The sequence below is a fragment of the Gimesia benthica genome, assembly GCF_009720525.1.
Taxonomy (GTDB): Bacteria; Planctomycetota; Planctomycetia; order Planctomycetales; family Planctomycetaceae; genus Gimesia; species Gimesia benthica.
The window spans coordinates 2,279,035-2,302,152 of record NZ_CP043930.1 but is presented as its reverse complement, the minus strand read 5'-3'; the positions used below and the strand labels follow the sequence as shown (position 1 = coordinate 2,302,152).

At 51.7% G+C, this 23,118-nt stretch carries 20 protein-coding genes; 13 read left to right on the top strand and 7 right to left on the bottom strand.

Features of this window, described 5'->3' with window-relative positions; genetic code table 11:
* Window positions 1-12: 12 nt before the first annotated feature.
* The 5 genes from F1728_RS08695 to F1728_RS08675 all read right to left on the bottom strand — a co-directional run bounded on the left by F1728_RS08695 (window position 13) and on the right by F1728_RS08675 (window position 5,502).
* Window positions 13-1,602: a DUF1549 domain-containing protein gene (locus tag F1728_RS08695; protein ID WP_194242743.1), complete on the bottom strand. Its 1,590-nt coding sequence runs from the start codon at window positions 1,600-1,602 to the stop codon at window positions 13-15.
* A 55-nt stretch (window positions 1,603-1,657) separates the two neighbouring features.
* On the bottom strand, window positions 1,658-2,626 hold the full coding sequence (locus F1728_RS08690; protein ID WP_155363775.1) for a DUF1559 family PulG-like putative transporter: 969 nt from the start codon (window positions 2,624-2,626) through the stop codon (window positions 1,658-1,660).
* 40 nt (window positions 2,627-2,666) lie between these two features.
* On the bottom strand, window positions 2,667-3,587 hold the full coding sequence (locus F1728_RS08685) for a DUF1559 domain-containing protein (protein WP_155363774.1): 921 nt from the start codon (window positions 3,585-3,587) through the stop codon (window positions 2,667-2,669).
* A gap of 176 nt (window positions 3,588-3,763) precedes the next feature.
* Window positions 3,764-4,021, bottom strand: a complete 258-nt coding sequence (locus F1728_RS08680; protein WP_155363773.1) for a hypothetical protein — start codon at window positions 4,019-4,021, stop codon at window positions 3,764-3,766.
* Entirely contained in the window at window positions 4,018-5,502 is a 1,485-nt protein-coding gene (locus tag F1728_RS08675; protein WP_194242742.1) for a PP2C family protein-serine/threonine phosphatase, read from the bottom strand. The genes F1728_RS08680 and F1728_RS08675 overlap by 4 nt, the downstream gene beginning before the upstream one ends.
* Window positions 5,503-5,865: 363 nt before the next feature.
* Here F1728_RS08675 and F1728_RS08670 point away from each other — a divergent pair, with 363 nt between their 5' ends.
* The 3 genes from F1728_RS08670 to F1728_RS32540 all read left to right on the top strand — a co-directional run bounded on the left by F1728_RS08670 (window position 5,866) and on the right by F1728_RS32540 (window position 7,370).
* Complete coding sequence (locus tag F1728_RS08670) at window positions 5,866-6,249, top strand: carboxypeptidase-like regulatory domain-containing protein (RefSeq protein ID WP_155363771.1); 384 nt, start codon at window positions 5,866-5,868, stop codon at window positions 6,247-6,249.
* A 78-nt stretch (window positions 6,250-6,327) separates the two neighbouring features.
* The gene (locus F1728_RS08665; protein ID WP_155363770.1) at window positions 6,328-7,137 is read left to right on the top strand and encodes a DUF1559 family PulG-like putative transporter; all 810 of its coding nucleotides are present in this window, start codon (window positions 6,328-6,330) and stop codon (window positions 7,135-7,137) included.
* A 41-nt stretch (window positions 7,138-7,178) separates the two neighbouring features.
* Window positions 7,179-7,370 carry a DUF1559 family PulG-like putative transporter gene (locus F1728_RS32540; RefSeq protein WP_228030816.1) on the top strand — a complete coding sequence of 64 codons (192 nt, stop codon included), beginning with the start codon at window positions 7,179-7,181 and terminating at the stop codon, window positions 7,368-7,370.
* Between the two features lie 101 nt (window positions 7,371-7,471).
* Here F1728_RS32540 and F1728_RS08655 read toward each other — a convergent pair whose 3' ends face one another.
* On the bottom strand, window positions 7,472-8,722 hold the full coding sequence (locus F1728_RS08655) for a tetratricopeptide repeat protein (protein WP_155363769.1): 1,251 nt from the start codon (window positions 8,720-8,722) through the stop codon (window positions 7,472-7,474).
* A gap of 280 nt (window positions 8,723-9,002) precedes the next feature.
* Here F1728_RS08655 and rpmF point away from each other — a divergent pair, with 280 nt between their 5' ends.
* From rpmF to F1728_RS08625, 6 genes are all read left to right on the top strand, one after another.
* Window positions 9,003-9,182 carry a 50S ribosomal protein L32 gene (gene rpmF, locus F1728_RS08650; RefSeq protein WP_145037464.1) on the top strand — a complete coding sequence of 60 codons (180 nt, stop codon included), beginning with the start codon at window positions 9,003-9,005 and terminating at the stop codon, window positions 9,180-9,182.
* Between the two features lie 77 nt (window positions 9,183-9,259).
* Window positions 9,260-10,189 (top strand): phosphate acyltransferase PlsX, encoded by a 930-nt coding sequence (plsX, locus tag F1728_RS08645; protein ID WP_261344517.1) that lies wholly within the window; start codon window positions 9,260-9,262, stop codon window positions 10,187-10,189.
* Between the two features lie 53 nt (window positions 10,190-10,242).
* Window positions 10,243-11,151: an ACP S-malonyltransferase gene (fabD, locus tag F1728_RS08640; RefSeq protein ID WP_155363768.1), complete on the top strand. Its 909-nt coding sequence runs from the start codon at window positions 10,243-10,245 to the stop codon at window positions 11,149-11,151.
* A gap of 389 nt (window positions 11,152-11,540) precedes the next feature.
* Window positions 11,541-11,774 (top strand): acyl carrier protein, encoded by a 234-nt coding sequence (gene acpP, locus F1728_RS08635; protein ID WP_002649181.1) that lies wholly within the window; start codon window positions 11,541-11,543, stop codon window positions 11,772-11,774.
* 83 nt (window positions 11,775-11,857) lie between these two features.
* Entirely contained in the window at window positions 11,858-13,102 is a 1,245-nt protein-coding gene (fabF, locus tag F1728_RS08630; RefSeq protein ID WP_145037469.1) for a beta-ketoacyl-ACP synthase II, read from the top strand.
* A 414-nt stretch (window positions 13,103-13,516) separates the two neighbouring features.
* A complete protein-coding gene (locus F1728_RS08625) occupies window positions 13,517-14,818 on the top strand; it encodes a beta-ketoacyl-[acyl-carrier-protein] synthase family protein (protein WP_155363767.1) in 1,302 nt (433 codons plus the stop codon).
* 74 nt (window positions 14,819-14,892) lie between these two features.
* On the opposite strand, the gene F1728_RS08620 is transcribed toward F1728_RS08625, so the two are convergent.
* Window positions 14,893-16,314 carry a tetratricopeptide repeat protein gene (locus F1728_RS08620; RefSeq protein WP_155363766.1) on the bottom strand — a complete coding sequence of 474 codons (1,422 nt, stop codon included), beginning with the start codon at window positions 16,312-16,314 and terminating at the stop codon, window positions 14,893-14,895.
* A 764-nt stretch (window positions 16,315-17,078) separates the two neighbouring features.
* On the opposite strand from F1728_RS08620, the gene nusA reads away from it, so the two are divergent.
* The 4 genes from nusA to F1728_RS08600 all read left to right on the top strand — a co-directional run bounded on the left by nusA (window position 17,079) and on the right by F1728_RS08600 (window position 22,903).
* A complete protein-coding gene (nusA, locus tag F1728_RS08615) occupies window positions 17,079-18,557 on the top strand; it encodes a transcription termination factor NusA (protein WP_155363765.1) in 1,479 nt (492 codons plus the stop codon).
* Between the two features lie 19 nt (window positions 18,558-18,576).
* Complete coding sequence (infB, locus tag F1728_RS08610; RefSeq protein WP_449267414.1) at window positions 18,577-21,441, top strand: translation initiation factor IF-2; 2,865 nt, start codon at window positions 18,577-18,579, stop codon at window positions 21,439-21,441.
* 38 nt (window positions 21,442-21,479) lie between these two features.
* A complete protein-coding gene (gene rbfA, locus F1728_RS08605; RefSeq protein WP_145037480.1) occupies window positions 21,480-21,899 on the top strand; it encodes a 30S ribosome-binding factor RbfA in 420 nt (139 codons plus the stop codon).
* Between the two features lie 137 nt (window positions 21,900-22,036).
* Window positions 22,037-22,903 (top strand): hypothetical protein, encoded by an 867-nt coding sequence (locus F1728_RS08600; protein WP_155363763.1) that lies wholly within the window; start codon window positions 22,037-22,039, stop codon window positions 22,901-22,903.
* Window positions 22,904-23,118 lie beyond the last annotated feature (215 nt).

The window sequence follows — 23,118 nt, the reverse complement described above, 5'->3', positions numbered from 1 at the left end:
ACTTCGCTTGTCTTAATGGTTGGTGTTGAACTCAGACGAATTAATCAGTGCCCAGAACAGGTTTCCCAGGTGCTGTGAGTGGGAAGTGTCTGGATGAGATTTGAAACTGCGTTGCACAGCCTGTAGTTCGGCTGGTTGTGCATGTCGTCCCAGCACGGCAATAAATACGGTGTCAATCTGCTCTGCAGGAGTCATAAAGGGGGAGCTCACCAGAGAAACGAGCACCCGATTCCCCTCGGGAGCAGTCAGTTCGTTGATGAATCCGCCGTTCATGAGGGTCAGTGACTGTGCAATCGAACGTTCGGCGCTGTGTGCACGTTCGATGTAAAATTGTGTTGAAAATTCTTCTCGCTGACTTCGATCATTACTGCCTCGAACATCGTTCCTTTCCGGGGCAAGGCCGGCTGCGGTCTGCAGGCTATCGTAGATCTGCTCTCCGGTAAGACCACGTACGGTTGCTTTTGTGATGTGGAAGGATGCGACGCTGTCTGCTTTGGAGTCGTTTTCCGTAGCGGGATTCTGTTTCTGTATATCGCCCTTCGCATCAGTGATACTTTGTGGCGACGATGACAACCGATACGCATTGGAGCCGACGATACCTTCCACCAGCGTCTGCAGATCGTAGCCACTGTCGATGAAGGTCTGAGAAAGTTCATTCAATAGTTGAGCATGGGGACCTGACTGGAATTCATCGCGACTGAGGTCATCCATCGGTTCAATGATGGCTTCACCGAAGAAGTGAGCCCAGAGCCGATTGACGGCATTTTTCGCCAGCAACTGTTCCTGGTTGGTTTTCATCCAGTCAACCAGCACCAGTCTCAGGGAAACGGAGTCGAGCTGCTGCGGCCATTGAATTTTCGTTTTGGAGAGCAGGGCTGGTTTATAAGCGAGTTTGGTATCTGGTATCTGGACTTCAGGGGGCTGTGGCCGATCTCCTTTGCCCATTACCGGGGGCGCGAAGAATGCAGCCGTCTGCCAGAACTGCTCGCGAGTCCAGCGGGAAAAGGGATGGTCGTGACACTGTGCACAGTCCAGATTAATACCCAGGAATGCGCGAGTGGAGCTGGCAGCGAGATTTTCCGGTTTTGCAAGATTGGCATCGTAAAATCCGACGGGAGTGGTGCTCTCGGGGACAATAGCGGCCTGGTCTAAGGTTAGAATTTCCGTGACGAGTTCGTCATAAGGCGTCTTTTGTTGCAACCGGTGCATGAGCCAGCGTTCAAAATTGCCGGTAACGGAATCAAATTCAGGGGTATCAGCCTGAGGCACCCAGGAACGACGCCAGAAAGTCGCCATATTACGGTAATAGACGCCCGAGTTCATCAGCCGCGTGATTGCTTCACTGCGACGTGATTCGGAAGTGTTTTCCAGGTAGTCATAGACCTCAACAATCGTGGGGATTCGCCCACCCAGATCGAGGGAGACCCGCCGCAGAAACTCAGCATCCGTGGCGAACTGCAGTTGGGTCTGGTTTTCGGTTCCCAGACGTTCGTCGATCAGACGGGAAATTGATCTCGGTGTGATTTCTTTGGCGAAGCCGGTAGGAGCAAAAGCGAGCGTGGCGACCAGGAAAAACAGGCTGGTCCCTATTATTCTCTGCACTGAAAACAGCGTGCGTGGACACGGAATCCCCGGCGAATGAGAAAGTGGCTTAGATTTAAAAGTCGTCATGTTGAATCAGGTGCCCGTCATCTCGAATGGTGAGGTAAGCGAAGGTGAGTGGATCGAGTTTTTTTCCGATGAGTCGCACGCTGCCGTCGCAAAATAAAACATTACCGCCTTCATTGTGAAAACCGTAGATCCCCAGCCAGTTGTTGCAGTTGACGCTGCAATCGGTGCTGTCACCTCTCGGGGGGCGTTGTCCGGTTTCCGGGTTGACTGCACCAAAGGAAATCGATCCCCAGCCGGCCCAGGCACCGCGTGCGTTAGGACTCATGCCGAACTGTCCATCTCCGGGTTGTTTCTTCCGGTTGTACCAGGCCGCTGGACGTCCCGCCTGTTCGATCAACAGGAGTGTGTTCGAAAGCCCGTCAGTTACTTTTGAAAGGGGAAGATCCTGGTTGTCGGTCATGGGCTGACGCTGGTTGCCGATACGCCCGTCTTTGCCCATCGCGTTGATACCGTAACCGCTTCGGGCCATCTGCACGCCATTCGACGTGATGAAATCGACGGCTGCGGCTTTGCAGGTATAGACAGTTTCCTTGTTCGGGTTGAGCGACTTGGTTGAGGCCTGTGACTGAATCTGTACGAATCGCTCTGCGAGACTGGCGGGGCAGAGGAAGACCGATAGTTGCGTTTCGACAATCTGTTTATTGCGGGGATCAAAGAAATCAAATCGCGTGTCGTAGGCGGTCGCCTGGTCGTCTGTCAAGAGGTGCGGCAGGATGAAACCACCCCAGCCGCCGTAAGCATTGCCGTCATTGAATCCGGAGCGACGGGGAGGCAGGCCGCCATGGACTTTTTCGTACTCAAGGAAAGCCGTTCCCAACTGACGCAGGCTGTCCTGACAGGATTGTTCCCGTGCGGTATCCCGGGCGACGAGCATGCCGGGCAGTAGAATGATAGTCAGGAGTGCGACACAAAGGGTCGTAATAATGACTTCCAGAGGGGTAAACCACTCTCGCATAGTCGTTCTCTCATAATTAAAAGGAGCGTACTAGTCTGTCTCAGAATTCTCCAATGACTTCCCCGCCATTGATCGTGATCAGGGCAAAGAGGATGTTGGCATCAATCGATTCCGAGAGCATATGAACCGAACCATCCGCGAAAGAAGCTTGAGCGCCGCCAGTATGGAAACTGTAGATTCCCTGACTGTTATTACAGTTGATGGAACACGTGCCTCCAGGGCCATCGCGGGTTACGGCATCACTGCCGAAGACCTGGACCTGAAACACTTGATAAGACGGCCAGGATCCCCAGCTGGTTGCCTGACTCAAACCAGCGTTCGATGGTTGTTTAATTCCACGAATATAATAGTCGGGACGGCCCGCCTGTTCGGTAATCAACATGGTATTCGTCGTTCCATCTGTGATATCCCGGAACTTGCGAGTGCGGGGCAGATCGTCCATGGCTGTGATCTGGTTGTTTCCGCTCAAGCTTGAGACTCCATACAGATTGGAGCGAAAGCTGTTTGGGCCGAAGTAGTCTCCTGCAATGCCCTCCGATGAAACACCACTGACGAGAACGGTGATTGGTCGCGGTCCGGGAGCAGAAGGGCACATGAAAACTTTGAGGGGGACTTTAATATTATCTGCGTTTTCGGGGTCGTAAAAATTCTTGTTGAAATCATATCGTCCCTGCAGATTTGCCTGATCGAGATAGGGGAGGATTGAAGGACCCCATCCGCGGCGGTTTCCTGATGAAAGAATTCTGCGCGGGGGAAGAACTCTGAATGCGGATTCGTAGTTGTGTGTCGCGAGGGCAATCTGTTTGAGATTATTCTTACAACTCATCCGCCGCGCAGCTTCACGAGCCTGTTGTACGGCTGGGAGTAAAAGCGCGATCAAAATCGCGATGATGGCGATGACAACTAGCAGTTCAATCAGCGTGAAGCCGAAACGTGGTTTTCTGGTGGACAATCGGGCCACGAAATCTGTTCCCCCTCATTTAAATGGTCATCAGTCAGCTTGAGGGATTTCACTGTCGCAACAGTTGTGCCAAACCAACTTGTCGTTGATTCTGGTATATTTCGCAGCTTTGAAAGGGCGAGCTGCAGGTGATGTGTCGGTATGGTCGACCTGGATGGCGATTTATTCGACGGCTGTCAGGAGATGAGTGTGATGACTTCTGGGGCGGTTCCCGTCTTTTTTATTTCCCGTTTGAGCTTGCTGGTCAGTCCGGCCAGAGCGATCTGTGCCTGAGTTTGTTCCACCGGATGGGTGATCTCAACTTGTTCCTGATCAGCACGATAGCAGAATTCTCCTGAGAGGTCCCCTGCGTTAATAATATCCGGAAAAAACTGGTACCAGAAATGGTGGTTTGACTGTCGGATCAGAATTGCCTTGAAGTGTGAAAGTGTCATTGGTGATCCGCTTCAGGAGCAGGTGTGGTGGAACCGGAACAGGGGGCTCTCATCTCCACAAGCAGGAGAGTGATGTCATCCTGTTGAGCGCCACCTGCCCGAAACCGGGAAAGCGTTGAGCGGATCTGCTCAGCCGTTTCACTGACTGACAGGTGCTGGCATTCCTGCAGCAAGGCGGTCAAACGTTTGCGACCAAACATTTCCCCTGCGGGGCTGTGGGTTTCGGAGACGCCGTCAGTGAGCATCAGCAGGCGGTCTCCCTGATTCAGTTGGAGGCAGTTTGTATTCCAGGACGTCTCCTGCTCAATCCCGACCAGCAGCCCGGTCGTTTCAGACTCGGAAATTTCTCCTGTCGATCTGAGTATGCAGGCCGGTTCATGTCCTGCACTGGCGTATTCAATGACATGAGTCTCAGGATGGATTGAAATCAACTGCATAGAAACGAATTCGCCCACGGGACTGATGACAGTAAAGCGACGGTTTATGAATTCCATGATTTCTGCCGGGCAACTGGAATGTTCGCAGGCCTGGATGAGCAGGGTCTTCAGTACAGCGGCGCTCATGGCGGCTGAGATTCCATGACCGGTAATATCTGCGACACAGACCAGCCAGGCACCATCTTCGAGTTGCAAAACATCATAATAGTCACCCCCAACTTCGTCAGCGGGGTGGTAGATGGTTGCAACATCCAGGCCTGGCACATTGATTTTTTGGGGATGCAGATTTTCCTGGATCATACGGGCTTTATTCATCTGGCGTTGTCGCACTTTCTCGACTGCAGCGAGCGAGGTACTCATCGCATTGATTTCATGCGTCAGATAATTGAGCTCCATACTGTGGAAGGTTTCCGACTGCGTTCCGAGTTCGCCCTGTCCAATCAGCTGGACGGTTTGCATTAACTGATCGAGGGGACGGGTGACAATGTAGGTCAGGGCCAGGTTGATCATGATTCCTGTGATGAAGGCGAGCACGATGAAGCCGGTGAGGCGGTTCAGCACTTCTGATAAGACATCGCCGTACAGATTGTCTACGGTTTCAGAGACGGAGACCGTGATACCTCCTTCCTGGAATGTTCCGACCACAATCTCGGAATTATGGAAGTGGGTTAGTTTGCCGGGAGAACGGGCTGCCTGGCGGATGGCTGTGATCAGTTCCTCAGATTGACCTACGTCGGAGATGGCAGGTCGTTCCCGTTTATCAAATGTAATTAAGATGTGGTGTTCCGGAGCATGGATCTCCTGCATCTGGCGATGGATGGTATTGATATATTTCTGAATTTCGGTTCGTTCTTCCTGCTGCATTTCCAGAATGGTGGGGAGGATGGTGGCAGCTTCTTCTTCGAGAGCGATGCGTTTGTCATTCAGGCGGGCTGCGAGATCGCGCTGGTAGGAGAAGAGCAGAAAAACGACCACAAATATCCCCAGAACCATGTTCACGACCAGCAGAAGCTGGAAACGAATTGTTCGTTTTACGGGTGGCATTTGTGGGGGATTCATGTCGATCGCAGGTATTGACCTTGAGGTGGGCTGTGTTGAAGAAGTTATGAAAACCTACTCACTCTTTTAGTGTTGCGAGGAGTAAAACACAACAGTCTGTCTGGCTGAAGATGCTGCTGTTGAGCTGTGATATAAGGTGAAATGAATATCTGAACAAATTCTCAATTTTATCAATAGTCATCTTTACAGTTCAAATTGTTAAGGTATTTTCTTAATGAGGTCTTAATATTCAGGCTGCGCTCTGCACCTGCATGGATTCCAAATCATTTCCCCCATTTCCATGTTCAATGTCAGCATACATTGTTTTCCATCCGGGTACGCGCCTGCGCGCTGGAAAGGACTTGTGTTATGCGTCTGTCGTTTCTTCTGGTGTTTGTGTTACTGATTTCCATTTTGGCTGGTTGCAGCAGCCACGGTGCTGATATGCCCGAACTGGGGCAGGTGCATGGAAAGGTCACGCTGGATGGTCAGCCGCTCTCTGGTGTGGATCTGCTGTTCGAACCGGAAACGGGGCGCACTTCCCGGGCTACTACGAAAGAGGATGGAAGTTACTCAGCCCAATATCTGATTGATGAAGCCGGTGTGAAGGTGGGGCCCAGTGTGGTGCGACTGGAGTGGGGCATTGATGCCAGCGGCCCCAAGATCCCAGCTAAATACGGGTCAAAGAGTGAATTAAAACTGGATGTGCAACCGGGAGACAACGTGTTCGATATCGAAATGAAATCAAAGTAATGTTCGCGAAGGGACTGCTGCGTTCTCGATGAGTGGTATGCTTTGTTTCAGTGTTTTGAGATAAAGAGGAGCGTCGTCATGAGTCAGTCTGGAAGCTTGAGGAAACGTGGATTCACATTGATTGAACTGCTGGTGGTGATTGCCATTATAGCAATCCTGATCGCGCTGTTGCTGCCTGCGGTTCAGCAGGCACGCGAGGCGGCACGACGTTCGACCTGCAAAAACAGTATGAAGCAGATCGGACTGGCGATGCAGAACTATCACGATGTGCACAACACCTTTCCTCCAGGATATGTCACTAAAACGCACTGCAGTTCTGCTTCGGTCTGGTCTGGCTGCAATCAGGGAGAACTGGGTGTTTACGGCTGGGGGGCGTTTATAATGCCTTTTATCGATCAGGCTCCCTTGTACAATCTGCTTAATATTGGTGGTATGACGTTGGATCAGAATCTGGCGAATGCCAGTACTCGACAGGCATTACAGCAACCATTGGCTATTTTTCTCTGTCCCTCAGATCCGGGGCCGAGTCTTAACGACTACGTTTCCGGTACGAACAACTATAATTTTACGGTCACAGATGGTACGACACCCTATCAGATTGCCCGTTCCGATTATGTGATGGTGGCCAACGCCTGGGACAGTACGACGCCTCCCGTATATTCCGTTTCCTATGGCGCGGCGCATGGAATTGGATACGCGAATTCCCGGGTTCGTTTTCGGGATATCATCGATGGTAGCAGCAACACAATCCTGGTTGGCGAGCGTGCTTACATTTATAAGAGTACAAATAAGGTGGGCGGCGCCAATGTGATTGGCTTTTCCGGCTCGAATAATACTCAGAGCAGCAGTTATGCCCGCAAGGGAAATGGAATGGCGGTGCTGGGCTGACGTATAACGGAATCAATGCGTTGGCGGGAGCCGAGCACGATGTGCGAGGATTCAGCAGTAATCATGTTGGTGGGGCGCATTTTGTTTTCTGCGATGGATCGGTGCATTTCCTGAGTGAGAACATCGATTACAAAAAGGGATCGGTTTCCACGGCCAATTATCTGCAGAACATCAATTCCACATTTCAAAGGCTGGCGGTTCGAGATGATGGCCAGGTGGTTGGTGAGTTTTAATTTCTGATCAACGGTGGTGCCCCACATCTATAAACGAAATCACCAGCAGGGGAATGGTTTCCCGCTGCTGGTGATTGAATTGTGATCGTCTCTGGTTGCGATCAGTTAACCGAACCCTCTTTTGGTTGAGCGGCGACTTTCTTGACTGACTGCCACTGTTTGAACTGAGGAGAGGCTGTGAACTTATCAAAGTTTTCCAGTTCGCTCAGGTCGAGGTCTTCGTAAGCAAAGCCGAATTTGTCGTTAAGAACGTCCAAGTATTTGATGGTGGCATCGAATTGTCCCTGCATGACCGAAAGATTGATAAGGTGCAGGTAGGGCTGCAGCAGGTCTGGTTCGAGCTCAGACGCTTTACTGGCGTATTTTCCTGCGAGGTTGTGATCTCCCATTTCAATCAATACTCCGGCCCGTACTGAATAGAGGTAAGGGTCGGTGGTTTTGATGGCAGCCGTCAGGCGATCGATGCTTTCGAGGGCCTGTTTGTATTGTTTGGTCATTGAGAAATAATCGATGCTGAGCAGTTCTGCTGCCGGGTCCTGTGGATGATATTTCCGATAGGCGCCCAGTACAGACTGGTATTTTTTGTCGTTCTCAGTTTCGATCGTGTTCTGAGCCAGGAAGAGCAGGACGATTTTCTCGTTTTTGTACTCGTTCGGGAGTTGTGTGTATGTCTGGAATGGATCTGTTTTATCAGTTGCTGCTGTCAGGAAGTCGTACCGCTTTTTCTGGTTAATGATCCGGCTCTTTTCCTGATCGCTGAGTTTATCTTTGACGTCCAGATGTGCTTTATAGATTTCGGGCAGGTAAAGTCGCTGCAGAGACTGGGAAATCAGTTCGCCTGTTGAAAGGCTGTCGATGTCGACAATTTTCAGCTCGCCGGAGGCCTGCTTCTCGATGATCAGGGCCTGGTAGTTCAATGTCCAGTCGGGACGCAGGAAGCGGAAAATGACTTTGAACTGGTTGTCTTCCTTACGCATCGCGAGGAAGCGGTAATCTGCTCCGCTGCCGACTTCGGCCAGAATCTCTGAATCAATCCCCTGATTATTTTCGGAGTAAGCGGTTTCCAGTTGCTTACGGACCGGCTGGATGGCCTCTTTCACGGCTGGATTCTGTTCGTAGTCACCCAAAACGCGATTGATGAATGTGGTCCAGTCAAACAGTGCGCGGAATTTGGCAGAGTCTTGCGAATAGGCGGTCTGCTGAATTTCCTTACCGAAAGCCTGTAATTCCTGAGGTGTCATGGCCCCGGGGGATGCTGACATGTGTTCAGTTGTGGCGAGGCTGGTTGCCAGGACGGTGATGGCGACGAGCAGGGACTGGAAAAAGGGGCGATTGATACGATGATCCGTCATGTCAATTCTCGATCTTCCTGATCTTATGGCTGATGTTGATGTATACTGATGTCTTGTCAGGTGTCACAAACAAAAAATATCATTTTTGATATCGTCTGATGTGTGCCCTGTAGCTTGACAGTTGTTTTAAAAATTGCGTAGTATGTGCGATTCCTGTCAGAAAGGTGGGTGGGAGTGATCCCGGTGCGCTCACTGAATGATGTTATTGCTGTCAATATGCAGTAAGTTGTTTTACTAATACAGTTTAAGTTAAGTCAGGTGTTTTAAGGCGGTCTGATTCATGGCAGTTCCAAAAAGACGGATGTCAAAATCCAACTCTCGTAAGAGACGCAGTCACAATGGTGTAAAGGCTAGCAAGCCCACCTATTGTCCCCAATGTGGTACCGCGTCCCCTTCTCATGCCATTTGCCCTCACTGTGGTTTCTATCAGGGGCGAACCATCGTTGATACTGAGGACTAAGCACCCATGCGGATTGCACTGGATGCAATGGGGGAGATTTTGCCCCTGAACCGAACATAAAGGGAGCGATCGACGCATTGCAGGCGGAACCCGCTCTGGAAGTGGTGCTGGTGGGTCCGCAGGATCTTCTTGAATCACAGATTGAGGCTTCCGGTTACAGCGGAGATCGTCTGTCGATCGTGCATGCCAGTCAGGTGGTGGGGATGGAAGAAAAACCCACCGAAGCCATGCGGCAAAAGCCTGACAGCTCTATCTCGGTCTGCTGGAAACTGATGGCGGCGCACGAAGTGGATGCGGTTGTCAGTGCAGGCAATACCGGTGCGGTAGTCGCATCCGGTTTGAAGACGCGGCTCTTTCTCAAAGAAGTCAAGCGTCCCGGAATTGCCGTCACGCTACCAACTGTTGCTGGCCACGCTGTTCTGATGGACGTCGGGGCAAACCCTTCTGCTCGTCCCGCGCACCTGTATCAGTATGCAGTCATGGGGGAGATCTATGCACGCGAAGTGCTGGGCGTCGCATCGCCCAAAGTTGGTCTGATCAATATCGGCAGTGAAGACGTCAAGGGGAACGATCTTTATCGTGATACCTATCGTCTGCTGAACGACAGCCCGCTTAAAGAGAGCTTCGTGGGTAACGTCGAAGGACGGGGCTTGTACCAGGGCGAGGCCGATGTTCTGATCTGTGAAGGTTTCGTCGGAAATGTTGTGCTCAAGGTCAGCGAAGGTATGGCCGAGTTCCTGATGAAGGAAGCGTCGCAGCAGATTCTGGGGAGCCTCGACAAGGAGAAGGGACAGGCATTGCAGGCGTTTCAGGAGATGGCCAAGCGATTCCGCTATCATGAGACTGGCGGAGCTCCTCTGCTGGGAATTGACGGGATTTGCATTATCTGTCATGGTTCCAGCGACGCCCACTCTATCACGAATGCCTTGAAAGGAAGTATCATGTTCAAGGATCGTGGCATCAATTCCCAGATCGCCGAACATCTGGCTCAAAAGCCGGTAGCTTAATATAGCGGCGTCTTTACTAGATCAGCGCAAGTTCAATTTAGAGGGATCGACCCGTGAGCAGAATCGCCTTTTTGTTTCCCGGACAGGGTGCTCAACATGTAGGTATGGGTAAGACCATCGTCGAGAAATATCCGGCGGCGAAAGAGCTGTTTGATCGCGCTGCAGATATTCTTCAGTATGATCTGGCAAAGCTCTGCTTCGAAGGGCCAAGCGAGGAACTGGACTCTACGGTCATCAGTCAGCCTGCTCTGTTTGTGACCAGTCTGGCGGCTCTGGAAATGCTGCGGGCGGATTCTCCCGATAAGGTTCTGGCGTGCGAAATGACGGCCGGATTGAGCCTGGGGGAATATACGGCACTGGTATTTGCAGGTGCGATGAGTTTTGAGGATGGCCTGCGGGTCGTTCAGCGTCGCGGTGAAGCCATGCAGGCTGCTGCGGATGCCAACCCTTCCGGTATGGTCAGCATTCTGTTATTGGACCGGGATAAGGTGGCAGAAATCTGTGCGGCGGCGTCTTCCGCTGGAAGGATCTGGATCGCCAATTACCTGTGTCCGGGTAATATTGTTTTGTCAGGTGAAAACAGCGCCTGTGAGCGGGCGGCGGAACTGGCTGAGCAGGAAGGTGGGCGTGCAATTCCCTTGGCGGTGGCTGGTGCATTTCATACAGAAATCATGAAGCCCGCTGACAGCAAGCTGTCTGAAGCACTGGCAGGGGTAGGGCTGAAAAAGCCGGAAATTCCAGTGATTTCCAACGTGGACGCTAAAACTCATGAAGATCCGGACGAGATTCGCGAATTACTGATTCGTCAGGTTCTCAGTCCTGTGCTCTGGGAGGATTCAATCCGAGCCATGCTGGATGCGGGGTTTGATGAGTTCTATGAAATCGGTCCTGGGAAAGTTCTCAAGGGGCTGATGAAGCGTATTGATCGCAAGATTTCCTGTGAGACGGTTAACGATTCATAGGAAATCTGGGGCAAAAGTGCCTCAGATGCGAAAGTGCATGCAAAAGGGCAGTAGTGAGTTCCGGTTCATCTGTCTGAAAAATTCAGAGCTTGATCTATTCTATCGATCTGTGCTACAACAACTTACGAGGCTCCGACAGGGAAATTCTATCAGAAGGCAAAATCAGCAGTTCTCGGGCTGGTAAAGTTGGTCGAGGCTGATTATGAGAGAACTCTGGTGGAGTAGACAAGACTCATAATTCTTGTCGCATTTTAAGGTTTACATAAATCGGGAAACTGGATATATCATCGCTACAACTGTTGGTGAATCCATACAAGTTGATATGGTAAAGATGTTTCCAGCCATACAAAAAGTAAAAACTATCACTAAGACGGTGAAGGAGAAGAAGCGTGTCAATTGAAGAAAAAGTGGTTGGTATCGTAAGCGAGCAGTTAGGCCATCCTAAAGAAGACATCACTCTGGACAGCAAATTTATCGACGACCTGAAGGCTGATTCGCTCGACATTGTCGAACTGGTAATGGAATTCGAAGATGAATTCGATGTCACCATTCCTGACGATGATTATGACAAAATCAAAACCGTTGGTGATGTGGTTGGCTATATCACTGAAAAAGCCAGCTGATTAAATACGCGTTAATCAGACAAAAACCACAAGCGTTTTGAATCTACAGGGTCCTGTCTTTTCATTGTAGGAAGTGTTCTCGGATGCGCAGGAGAGTCGTCGTTACCGGAGTTTCTGTCGTAACGGCTCTGGGTTTAGATGTCTCAGAGTTTTGGGACAAGTTGTGCGCTGGTAAAAGCGGTATCGGTCCCCTCGAACGTTTTGACTGCTCCGACTACAAAGTCCGTTTTGGCGGCGAAATCAAGGATTTCAACGCAGCCGATTATACGAATCTTTCTTCAAAAGATCTGAAGCGGGTCGATCGTTTCGTCCAGTTTGGTCTGGTTGGGGCACATATTGCCTACCGTCAGGCACAACTGGAAGGGTTTGAGGGAGATCCTTATCGCAGAGGCGTCCTGATTGGCAGTGGTATCGGCGGTTTGAATGAAATTGAAAACCAGCACGATAAGCTCTACAACCAGGGCCCGGCGCGAGTGTCGCCATTCATGATCCCCAAGCTGATGGTCAACGCTGCCAGCGGGAATATTTCAGTTGCATATGAACTGAAAGGTCCCAACAGTGCTGTGGCGACTGCTTGTGCTTCGGCGACGAATGCGATCGGCGATGCCTATAAGCTGATTCAAAATGATGTGGCTGATATCATGGTGACTGGCGGCAGCGAGGCGGCAGTCACTCCGATGGGGCTTTCCGGCTTTGCCCGGATGAACGCTCTGTCCACACGGAATGATGATCCCCAGGCGGCCAGCCGTCCTTTCGATCGTGATCGCGACGGGTTTGTGATGGCGGAAGGTGCCGGCATCGTCGTTCTGGAAGAGTATGAACATGCTAAGAAGCGGGGTGTACCGATTCTGGCTGAGGTGGTCGGTTATGGTATGTCTGCTGATGGCACGCACATGACGGCTCCCGATCCGGAAGGTCGTGGTGCAGCCCGTGCCATGCTGCATGCAATTAAGGATGCCGGGCTGAACCCGGAAGACATTGATTACATCAATACGCATGGTACAAGTACACCGCTGGGTGATGTTGCAGAAACCGTGGCCATCAACACCGTTTTTGGTTCGCACGTCAAATCGATGCCCGTTTCCAGTACCAAGGGGCATCTGGGACACCTGCTGGGAGCTTCTGGTGGTGTCGAGTTTGTGGTGGGCGTCAAGGCGCTGATGGAGCAGGTCGCACCGCCTACGATCAACCTGGACAATCCAGACGAGCAGTGCAATCTCGATTATGTTCCTAATGAGCCGCGCGAAATGAAACTCGAACGGGTCATGAAGAACAGCTTCGGCTTCGGTGGGCACAACGCCTGTCTGATTATGCAGAAAGCCCCATAATTTCGGGGCGTGTTCTGCTGCCGAGTGTGTGCTCGTGTGTATATCTCCCTGGTGCTCGATGGGCATCCTGCTGCTCCCGAGGAGATTTCCCGGATAATTATTGATCTGGCAGTCGCGTCAGGCTTGAAAATCGCGCCTTGATTGTCTTGACTATCCCCTGTTGCCGGTACATTACTGGGTCAGAGTAGTGTATGAATGTCTGCTTTTTGTGGTTGAGCTGGGTTCAAGTTCAAAGCAGTCGCTCATAGGTGGTCTCGGCGTCCTGAAAATCAGCAGTATCTATCCTGGGATGAGGGTTTTTAGTGCTGAGGCAGGCAAAAGTCTTGTCTGGACCGGATTATCCTCTACGATGAAGTTACATTATTCACAAGCAGCCGGCATATTCGATTAGCGGGACTTTCAAAAGAGATTCAAATGAATACAGAATCACGACGTCGTATTCTGATTACCGGGATGGGGATTCTCAGCCCGATCGGAATTGGAACAGAAGCGTTTCAGGCCAGTCTGATGTCGGGGACTTCGGGCATTAAAAAATCGGAGCTGTATGAGTTTCTGGCAGCTCCAGACTGCTGCGTGGCTGAAGTCGCCGATTTCAATGACAGTACAATCAAAAAAGAGTATCTGAAGCAGCAGCGCAGAAGCCTCAAAGTGATGTGCCGCGAAATCCAGCTGGGAGTTGCTTCTGCCAATCTGGCGATGGATGATTCCGGGATTGACCTGGAAGCCGTCGACAGTGAACGTTTCGGGATTGAGTTTGGTGCGAACCTGATGCTCAGCCCTCCTGAAGTGCTTTACTCGGCCTGCATGGCCAGCACCGAAGGCACTGAGTTCCAATACGAAAGATGGGGGTCAGACGGGCTTCCCAAGATGGAGCCGCTCTGGCTGTTGAAATATCTGCCGAACATGCCGGCCTGTCACATTGGAATCGTGATGGATGCCCGCGGTCCCAGTAACTCGATCACACAGGCTGAGGCGTCTGGGAATCTGGTGCTGGGTGAAGCTCAGCGGATCATTGAGCGTGACTGGGCAGATGTCATGGTCGCTGGTGTGACTGGAACCCGGATACATGAAGTCAAATCGATCCACGCGAAGCTGTGGGATGAACTGGCTGACTCTCCCGAAGATTTCTCTAAGCGTTCTCGTCCTTTTGATAAGGCACGCAATGGTCAGGTCGTAGGAGAAGCAGCCTGCTCCCTGTTGCTGGAAGAGAAGTCTCATGCTGAGAAGCGTGGGGCCAAGGTCTGGGGCGAACTGCTCGGGACTGGTGCTTCCTGTGTTGTTGGTCGGGATGGTATTCCCGATACCAGGACTTCGATTGCTAATGCCATTAAACTCGCGTTTAAGCGAGCTGGTGTCGAAGCAGGAGATATTGGTCATATCAATGCCCACGGTTTGGGTGATACCAAGCTGGATGTCGAAGAGTACCAGGCGATCTGTGACATCTTTGGTGACAAGGCGACAGAAATTCCGGTTACTGCCCTAAAGAGTTACTTCGGAAATTCTGGTTCTGCTTGTGGAATCGTGGAAGCCAGTGGTTCACTTGTGGGACTGAAGCAGGGAGTGATTCCAGCGACATTAAACTACGAAACTCAGGATGCAGATTGTCCGTTGAATGTCGTTCGAAATGAACCGCAGCCGACCGACAATAAGCTGTTCCTGAAAATCAGTACCACGACTTTCGGCCAGGCCAGTGCCTCGGTTGTCTGTGGTGTCTGAGCTTGAATCAATCGTTAAAAGGCCCCGCCGGGATAATCCAGGCGGGGCTTTTTTTATTGTCGTCTCAGGATGAATCAGAATTTCTTGAGTGCGTACTGTGCACCACGGTAGGCGGACAGGTTTCGCATGCCGGTATTCAATGACTGCTGGAAGTTCTGGGTGGCGGTTGCTGTGTCACCTGCCAGCAGGGCTTTCTGTCCGATGAAGTAGTGTGCTTCACAGGTTTGTGCTTTAGCGCGTTGCGGATCCTTCTGGTCAATAGATTTGAGCAGGTCTGCTTCGGTCACGCCGCCCATCAGGTATGCGGTGAGCATGTCGACCGAGTCGCGCGCTTCGGGTTTCTCGGCGAGGACTGTCTGGAATTTTGCGTCTGCCTCTGCTTTCTGGTTGTTGCGGACCATGGCCAGGTAGACCCAGGGGTTGAGGACCTTCATCTGGTCCTGTGCCAGTTGGGTGGCCTGGTTGAACTGGGTCAGGGCTTCATTGTAATTCTGGTTGAAGAAGTAGGAGAAGCCCAGGTCGGAGTGCAGGGCAGGGTTCTGTGGGTCGAGTTGCACGGCGCGGGTCTGGTCCTGGATTGCTTCGGCGATTTTCCCTTGCAGCAGGCGGGCTTCCCCACGCATTCCCAGTACAAAGGGCTGCTCAGGGGCGATCGAGAGGGACTTGTTCAGGTCCGCTTCTGCAGTATCGGGTTTGCCCCCTTCCAGGTAGGCGAAGCCGCGGTTGGTGATGGCGTGGTGATAGTTGGGGTCGAGCTGAATTGCCCGGGAGAAGTCATTGATTGCTTCCTGGAGCTTTCCCTGCTGCTGGTAGAACATCGCCCGGTTGTTGTAGACCACGGGGGAATTGGGTTGTTTTTCGATGACCTGATTGAAGCTGGCCAGTGCCTGGTCGTTTTCACCTGCCAGGGCGTAAGCGTCGGGCAACGCGAGCAGGGCGGCGAAATGGTTTGGCGAGAGTTTGATAGTTTCTGAGAAGTCCTGTGCCGCTTCGCGGGGCTTGTTCAGGGGGAGAAAAATCATGCCCCTTTGATAATGGAAGTTGGCGCGTTCCTCGGTGCTCAGGTTGGGGCGGGCCAGGACCTGGTTCGCCACATTCAGTGCTGTCTCGGCATGGCTTTTCTTGTTCTCCATGACCGCCAGGTTCATCATGCCGTACAGGTAGGGCAGGTAGTAATTGACATTCTGGTTCTGGCTGTAGCGGATGGCTTCACGGGCATCACTGACGCCTTCCCGGATCGTCTGGGTATTTCCCTGTTCCCGACCTGATTCCACGCGGGCGCTGGCACGCAGGTAGTAGGCGACATGGTCGTCAGGCTTCTGCTGCAGCACCTGTGAGGCGAGTTGGACGGACTTGTTGTAGTCGCCCTGCTGCTGGGCCTGATCGGCCTGCATTTTCAGTTGAGCGAATGGATCGTTGGTGGTGGCGGTTGGTTGGGCTGCCGCGGCGAGGGGAAGCCCCAGGCAGAGGATCAGTGCAGGCAGTAAGCGAGCCATGGATGAGTTGTCCTTATTGAATTTCAGGCTTGATATTCAGATACTACAAACCCGGATCCGCAGAAAAAGGGTCGACGAATCCGGGAGTTCTCCTATGATACTATGATAGTTTGGCGTTTTGATGGAGATCAATTTCCGGCCATCCCCGGGAATTCGGAAAAATGGACGTATGACGTCCCTGATCCAGGATTCGGAAATTTTATCTATCTGGTCTGGCCGATTGAACACTGATTCGCTGACTTTCTGGTAAGCGGAGGCGCTGAAGTTAAGTCGTTGTGAAATAGTTGCCTGCGGTGCTTGACATCTGAACGCGCGAAGATTAATTTCTCAAGGTAGAGCATTAACCATGGTGCTCTATGCGCAATGGTTTTGCATACTGATGTTCAGTAGGCATTGTGTTTGCAAGGGGTGACATGCCAGTTTGGCTGTTTGTTTCTTTGTGATGAATCGGCATTCGTAAACTCGAATGGAGTCCTCTCATATGTAGGCTGGTTGGAACTCGAGCATTTGCTCACCAATCCGATTGTCGCGTTTGCTGCATTGAAAAATGCCAATCGCGGCTATGCCTGACTACCGTTTTTGCGGTGGCACGGGTAGTCATAAAGTGGGCATGTTCCCGCTTTTTTTTGTTAATGGCTTGGCCATAAAGCAGTTGAGTCCTCAGGGCTCAGCTGATAACAGATAGAAATATGACCGACAGCGGTCTTGTTTGAGTAGTTTTCGAGTCAGTTGAATTATCAACTGTCGAATGAAGGAAACACATTATGGACGGTAAGGAAGTTCTCCGAATTGTTGATGCGATTCAACGCGATAAGAGCATCGATAAAGAGATCGTGTTCAGCGGGATTGAGCAGGCGATCCTGTCAGCAGCCCGCCGACACTTTGGGGATGATCAGGAATTGACGGTCGACATCGATCGTGAATCAGGCGAGCCAACCGTCTATTGTAATCAGGAACAGCTGGCACAGGACATTCTGGGAGAAATCCTGGGACGTGTGGCAGCCCAGACGGCTAAGCAGGTGATGATTCAGAAAATCCGTGAAGCAGAACGCGATACGGTATTTGATGAATACATGGAGATGCAGTACCAGTCCGTTTCCGGGACAGTGTCGCGCGTGGAGGGTGGTGCGGTACTGATTAACCTGGGGAAAATTGAAGGTATCCTGCCGCGTGGCGAGCAGATTCCCGGGGAATCATTCCGTGTAAATGACCGTGTGCGGGCGATTGTTCTGGATGTCCGTAAGGCGGGCAGCCGGGTGAAAGTGATTCTTTCGCGAACTCATCCTGACATGGTGCGTCGTCTGTTTGAACTGGAAATTCCGGAAGTGGCTGATCGGATCATTGATGTTCGGTCATTGGCACGCGAAGCGGGTTATCGCTCGAAGGTCGCCGTCTCCTGTATCGACAGCAGTATTGACTGTGTAGGTGCCTGTGTGGGGATGCGTGGTGCCCGGATTAAAAATATTGTTGACGAACTGGCGGGCGAACGAATTGATATCGTCCGCTGGAACGATTCGCTGCAGGTACTGGTGCCTAATTCACTGCAACCTGCAGAAGTCGAAGATGTGATCCTCTGTCCGATGCTGGGCCGGGTGATCGTGCTGGTGCGAGATGATCAGTTGCCTCTGGCTATTGGCCGCAAGGGGCAAAATGTGCGTCTGGCATCGAAACTGGTTGGCTGGGACATTGAAGTGATGACTCAGACCGAACTGGACGAGCAACTTGATAAAACCGTGGAAGCCTTTTCCTCGATTCCGGGAGTCTCTGAAGAGCTGGCTGAAAGCCTGGTCTCTCAGGGCTTCTTCAGTTACTACGATCTGTCAGTAATTGAGCCGGATCAGCTGGCCGAACTGGGCGGTCTGACCGCCGAGCAGTGCGAGCAGATTGTCGAGGTTGCTGATCGTGAAAGCGAGCGGGTCGAAGCGGAAGAAGAAGCAATGAAACACGCGCAGCAGAATCAGCCGGCGGCAAAGGCACCGGCTGTACCTGCTCCGGGACTGTCAGATGTGGCAGCTGCCTCGGAGTCGGAAGAAGCAACTGCGCCTGTTGTTGAAGAGAATGCAGCAGAGACTGAAACTGCTGAGTCTGAAGAAACTGCATCCGAGTCGGAACCGGTAGAGGAGCCGGCGGTCGCAGAAACTCAGACAGAAGAAACGACCGATTCTGAAGATGTGTCGAGTTCCACGGAAGAGCCTTTGCAAGTGGAAAGCGAAACAGAAGAATCGACAGAAAAGCAGGAATAAATCGTTTTATTACGAGTAAGTGTCAAGAGGCGCATGCCTCAACAGGCAGGGTGTCGGGGCTGATAAGGCCTGCAGGCAGATTGCCGATTTGTTCACGGGAGAAGGGCTGTTGAAGATTCGTATTTTTGCTCTTGCAAAAGAGTTGGGAATGGACAGCAAGGTGCTGATCGATGAATGTAACAAGGCGGGGGTGAAGCTCAAAAACTCCGCTTTGGCCAGCATCACGCCCGAGGAGCGCGATATCGTGATCGATTACCTCCAGAAGCAGGATCAGCCTGCTGAAGGAGCCAGTGATCAGGCCGAACAGTCTGCGATGGCCCCCCAGAGGGAGCCTCAGAAGATGCGGACAATCAAGGCGATGACCTCGCGTCCTCAGCCATCCCGATCCTCTCAGAAAGCACGCACCGAAGAAGAGAAGCCGGAAATAGAAGAGGAAGTGTCTTCCGCTGATGTTGAGCAGACGGAAGACGCGACTGAAGCAGCAGTTGCTGAGCAGACTGCTTCGGAAACAGATGCTCCCTCTCAAGAGGTTTCAGAGCCTGCAGCTACCGAAGAACAGGCGGAAGAAACTCCGAAACCCAAAGATGAAACTAAACCTGAAACCGATCAGGGAATGAGCCGTGAAGATTATGTTCCGGCAGGGGGCGCGCCGACCTCCAGTATCCGCGAGATGAAACCGATTGGTTCCCCGCGGTCTTCCAAACCCCAGTCCAAATCGAAGAAAAATACTGCATTACCTTCCGTTGCTGCTCCACCGGCCTACAAACAGCCAGTGATTCCCAAGCAGAAGAAAAAAGAAGAGAAGGCGCAGAAGCCTGAGGTGCGTTTGACAGCAGATATCCTGGAACAAAAAAGTCCTCTGGCAGCACATCTGGCTCAGCATTCAGAGCAGAAGAAACGCGACAAAGATCGCGACGTGCAGGACGATGATTCGAAGCAGCGTCGGGGCAGCCTGAGCCTGGTTGAGGCTCGAAAACAGCGTCGCGAGCAGCGTAAAGAAGGGCGCAGGGGTTTTAATACCGAAGGTGGCGAACAGCAGGACGTCGTCGGTCGTCGGCCTCGCCGGTCCAAGCGTAAGCATGATTCTTCCAATATCGTTCACAAGACAGAGGCTGAAGTGGAACTGCCAATGACAGTGCGGAGTCTCTCGGAAGCGATGGGACGTCCGGCAAAAACAATCATGTCGATCATGTTCAAAGAATTCGGTGAGATGGTCACCATCAATCAGATCATTGAAGAGGACACTGCTCTGGCCGTCGCCATGGAACTGGGCGTGGATCTGACATTCAAGAAGCAGAAAGGTGCTCTGGAACTGGTTGAGGAGATCGTGGAGCAGGAAGATGCTCCCGAAGATCTCGTCACACGTCCTCCGATCATCACCGTACTCGGTCACGTGGACCATGGTAAGACGACTCTGGTTGATACCTTGCGTAATTCCAAGGTTGTGGAAGGTGAAGCCGGTGGGATTACCCAGCACATCGCCGCTTACCAGGTTGAATATAATGGCCATAAACTGACGTTTGTTGATACTCCCGGTCACGCGGCATTCAGTGAAATGCGATCCCGTGGGGCTAACGTAACCGATATGGTTGTCCTGGTTGTTGCTGCAGACGACGGTGTGATGCCTCAGACTGCAGAAAGTATCAGTCATGTGAAAGCCTCGGAAGTTCCGATGGTCGTGGCGATGAATAAAATCGACCTGCCTGACATTAACGAGCAGAAAGTGCTGCAGGAACTGACAGCACAGAATGTACTGCCCGCAGAGTGGGGTGGTGAAACAGAAGTCGTGCGTGTTTCCGCACTCAAGGGGACCGGCCTGGATAACCTGCTCGAAACCCTGCTGTTGACCGCTGAACTGCATGAACTCAAGGCCAATCCCAATCGACCGGCTGTCGGGGTCTGTCTGGAAGGTTTCCGCGACGAAGGTCGTGGTTCAGTCGCCTGGTTGATCGTTCAGAAGGGAACCCTGCGGATTGGCGATGCCGTGATCTGCGGTAAATCCTATGGTTATATCCGTGCGATGTATGACGACCAGGATCAGCAGATTGAAGAGGCTCCCCCATCCACTCCAATCAAGGTGACAGGTCTGGATTCAGTGCCTGGTGCTGGTGACCACTTTGTGGTTGTGGGCGATATCGAGCAGGCCCGTGAACTGGCTGAAGAGCGTCGCCACGAAGGTCGAACCGATGTTCTGTCGCGTCATAGCGGTGGACCTCGAACGCTGGATGACATTCTGGGGTCGGCCCGTGAAGGTGCGATCCAGGATCTGCCGCTGATTATCAAAGCTGATACGCCTGGTTCACTGGAAGCAATTCGCAGCGAAATCAACAAGTTTGAGCATCCGGAAGTCCGGGTTAAAATTCTGCACGAAGGTATTGGCGGTGTGAACGAGAGTGATGTCTATCTCGCAACCGCTTCCAATGCGATTATCATAGCCTTCCATGTGGTTGCTGAAGACCGGGCGATGAGCCTGGCAACCCAGGAAGATGTCGAGATCCGTCGCTACAGCATCATTTATGAAGTTGTAGATGATATCCGGGCTGCACTGGAAGGCCTGCTGCGACCTGAACTGGTACAGGAACAGACAGGTCGGGCACTCGTACTGCAGACATTCTCGATCAGCCGCTTCGGAAAGATTGCCGGTTGCCGGATTCTCAATGGAACCATCAACCGCAATGACCGGGTGCATTTGATCCGGGATCAGAAAATTCTGAATCAGTATCCGATTGCGTCACTGAAACGTGAGAAAGATGATGTCAAGGAAGTTCGGGAAGGCATGGAGTGCGGTATTCTCTTGTCCGGTTTCAATGACATTAAAGAGGGAGACCTGCTGGAAGCATTCCGGATTAACGAAGTCAAACGAACTCTGGATTCGAGCTCATAAGCAGCTGCGATCAGACAGGGAATGCAGGCGAGAACTGAATGACATCACGTCGACTAGCAAAAATCGCTCAGGCGATAAAAGAAACGGTAAGTACAACGGTCCTGTTTCAGCTGCGCGATCCTCGGATCAGCAATGTGACAGTATTACACGTTGAAGTTGCACCTGATGTGCAGTCAGCCAAGGTCTATATTTCGATCATGGGAGATGAGCGGACAAAAGCACTCTGTATGCATGGACTGGAGTCGGCCCGCGGGTTCATTCAGTCCAAAATTGCAGATCGCATTCAGACCCGCTACACGCCGGTGATCAAGTTTGTCCAGGACACTGCCGTCAAAGATACCATGGATACGCTTCGTATTCTGGATGAGTTACAACACGAGAGAGAACAGGAAGAGGCCACACAGCATCTTTCTTCTGAAGAAGATGGTCCTCTTGAAGAGGCGCCACCGGAAGATTGAGGGACAGCGTTGATGTGAGTAAGCACAGACGCTGTTTTCATATTCATTCCTTTTGAAATAACTCAAATATTACGCAGACAGATATGGTTGCTAAAAAAATATCGACGTCGGATAAACAGGCGATTTGCAAAAAGTTGATGACGCTCCTGAAGAAGCGGTATTCAGCAACATTACCCAAATACGACCGTCCTGTCCTGGAAACGATCCTGCACGGTATCTGTCTTGAGAATACAACGAACGAGCTGGCAGATCAGGTCCTGGAAGATCTACTCGACGGGTTTCATGATCTGAACGAGATTCGGGTCAGCACCATTTCCGAACTGGAACCGGTCTTTGCTTCTGTGGGAGATGCGGAGTGGCGTTCGTATCGAATCCGCTCGGTACTGCAGTATGTCTTCGATAAAGAATTCTGTTTTGACCTTGAAGGGATGCGTAAGAAGACCTTGGAACAGGCTCAGAAACAGTTGACCCGCATGAAGGCTCTGACGCCATTTGTGCTGAATCATACGTTACAGGTGGTGCTGGGCAGTCACCTGGTTCCGGCAGATGAGAAGATCCTGAATGCCAGCAAATGGCTGGGCCTGCTGCCTGCCGATGAGAGCATTGAGACTGCCAGTGACAGCCTGAAGTCAACCGCGCGGAAATCGGATGCTCCTCTGTTGAGTCACCTGCTGCGTTGTCTGGCCACCGATGAAGAACTACAGGCCGATTTTAATCTGGATAAAAATCCGCTGCCCGAGGAGGGCGTGGATCTGATGGATGCCCCCAGTCGGCTGGAAGATCTGTTTGCCAATCCGCTGTCGAAGCAGAAAAAGAAGACAGTGAAGAAAAAGAAGGCTGCTGTCAAAGGCAAGAAGGCGGTCACCAAAGTCAAAAAGAAGGTTCCAGCCAAAAAGACCAAGTCGGTTAAAAAGGCTGTGAAGAAAACGGCTGCCAAGTCCTCAGCGACGAAAAAGACCACCAAAAAGAAGGTGCCGAAGAAGTCCTCGTCGACTAAAAAATAGAGCTGCTTTACTCCGACGCTTTTGAGTTTCTGCTGTTTTGTACCGCTACCGCTTCCCCTCTTCACATAGACGGTATGCGTATTCTTTTAGAGTCCCAGCTGAAAAAACGGGATTCCGGCAAAAGCAGGCTTGGAGAAGATAGTGAAAACGCGTTACAATGGATGCACGCATTGATTGTATCTGCTGATGCTGTCACTGTTTTCCACAGCCCGAAT

What these genes read in the sequence shown, in the direction of transcription:
- F1728_RS08690 (WP_155363775.1), bottom strand. Translation starts at nt 2,626, where the DNA reads ATGCGAGAGTGGTTTACCCCTCTGGAAGTCATTATTACGACCCTTTGT.
- F1728_RS08680 (WP_155363773.1), bottom strand. Translation starts at nt 4,021, where the DNA reads ATGACACTTTCACACTTCAAGGCAATTCTGATCCGACAGTCAAACCAC.
- F1728_RS08675 (WP_194242742.1), bottom strand. Translation starts at nt 5,502, where the DNA reads ATGCCACCCGTAAAACGAACAATTCGTTTCCAGCTTCTGCTGGTCGTG.
- F1728_RS08670 (WP_155363771.1), top strand. Translation starts at nt 5,866, where the DNA reads ATGCGTCTGTCGTTTCTTCTGGTGTTTGTGTTACTGATTTCCATTTTG.
- F1728_RS08665 (WP_155363770.1), top strand. Translation starts at nt 6,328, where the DNA reads ATGAGTCAGTCTGGAAGCTTGAGGAAACGTGGATTCACATTGATTGAA.
- F1728_RS08655 (WP_155363769.1), bottom strand. Translation starts at nt 8,722, where the DNA reads ATGACGGATCATCGTATCAATCGCCCCTTTTTCCAGTCCCTGCTCGTC.
- rpmF (WP_145037464.1), top strand. Translation starts at nt 9,003, where the DNA reads ATGGCAGTTCCAAAAAGACGGATGTCAAAATCCAACTCTCGTAAGAGA.
- fabF (WP_145037469.1), top strand. Translation starts at nt 11,858, where the DNA reads ATGCGCAGGAGAGTCGTCGTTACCGGAGTTTCTGTCGTAACGGCTCTG.
- F1728_RS08625 (WP_155363767.1), top strand. Translation starts at nt 13,517, where the DNA reads ATGAATACAGAATCACGACGTCGTATTCTGATTACCGGGATGGGGATT.
- F1728_RS08620 (WP_155363766.1), bottom strand. Translation starts at nt 16,314, where the DNA reads ATGGCTCGCTTACTGCCTGCACTGATCCTCTGCCTGGGGCTTCCCCTC.
- nusA (WP_155363765.1), top strand. Translation starts at nt 17,079, where the DNA reads ATGGACGGTAAGGAAGTTCTCCGAATTGTTGATGCGATTCAACGCGAT.
- rbfA (WP_145037480.1), top strand. Translation starts at nt 21,480, where the DNA reads ATGACATCACGTCGACTAGCAAAAATCGCTCAGGCGATAAAAGAAACG.
- F1728_RS08600 (WP_155363763.1), top strand. Translation starts at nt 22,037, where the DNA reads ATGACGCTCCTGAAGAAGCGGTATTCAGCAACATTACCCAAATACGAC.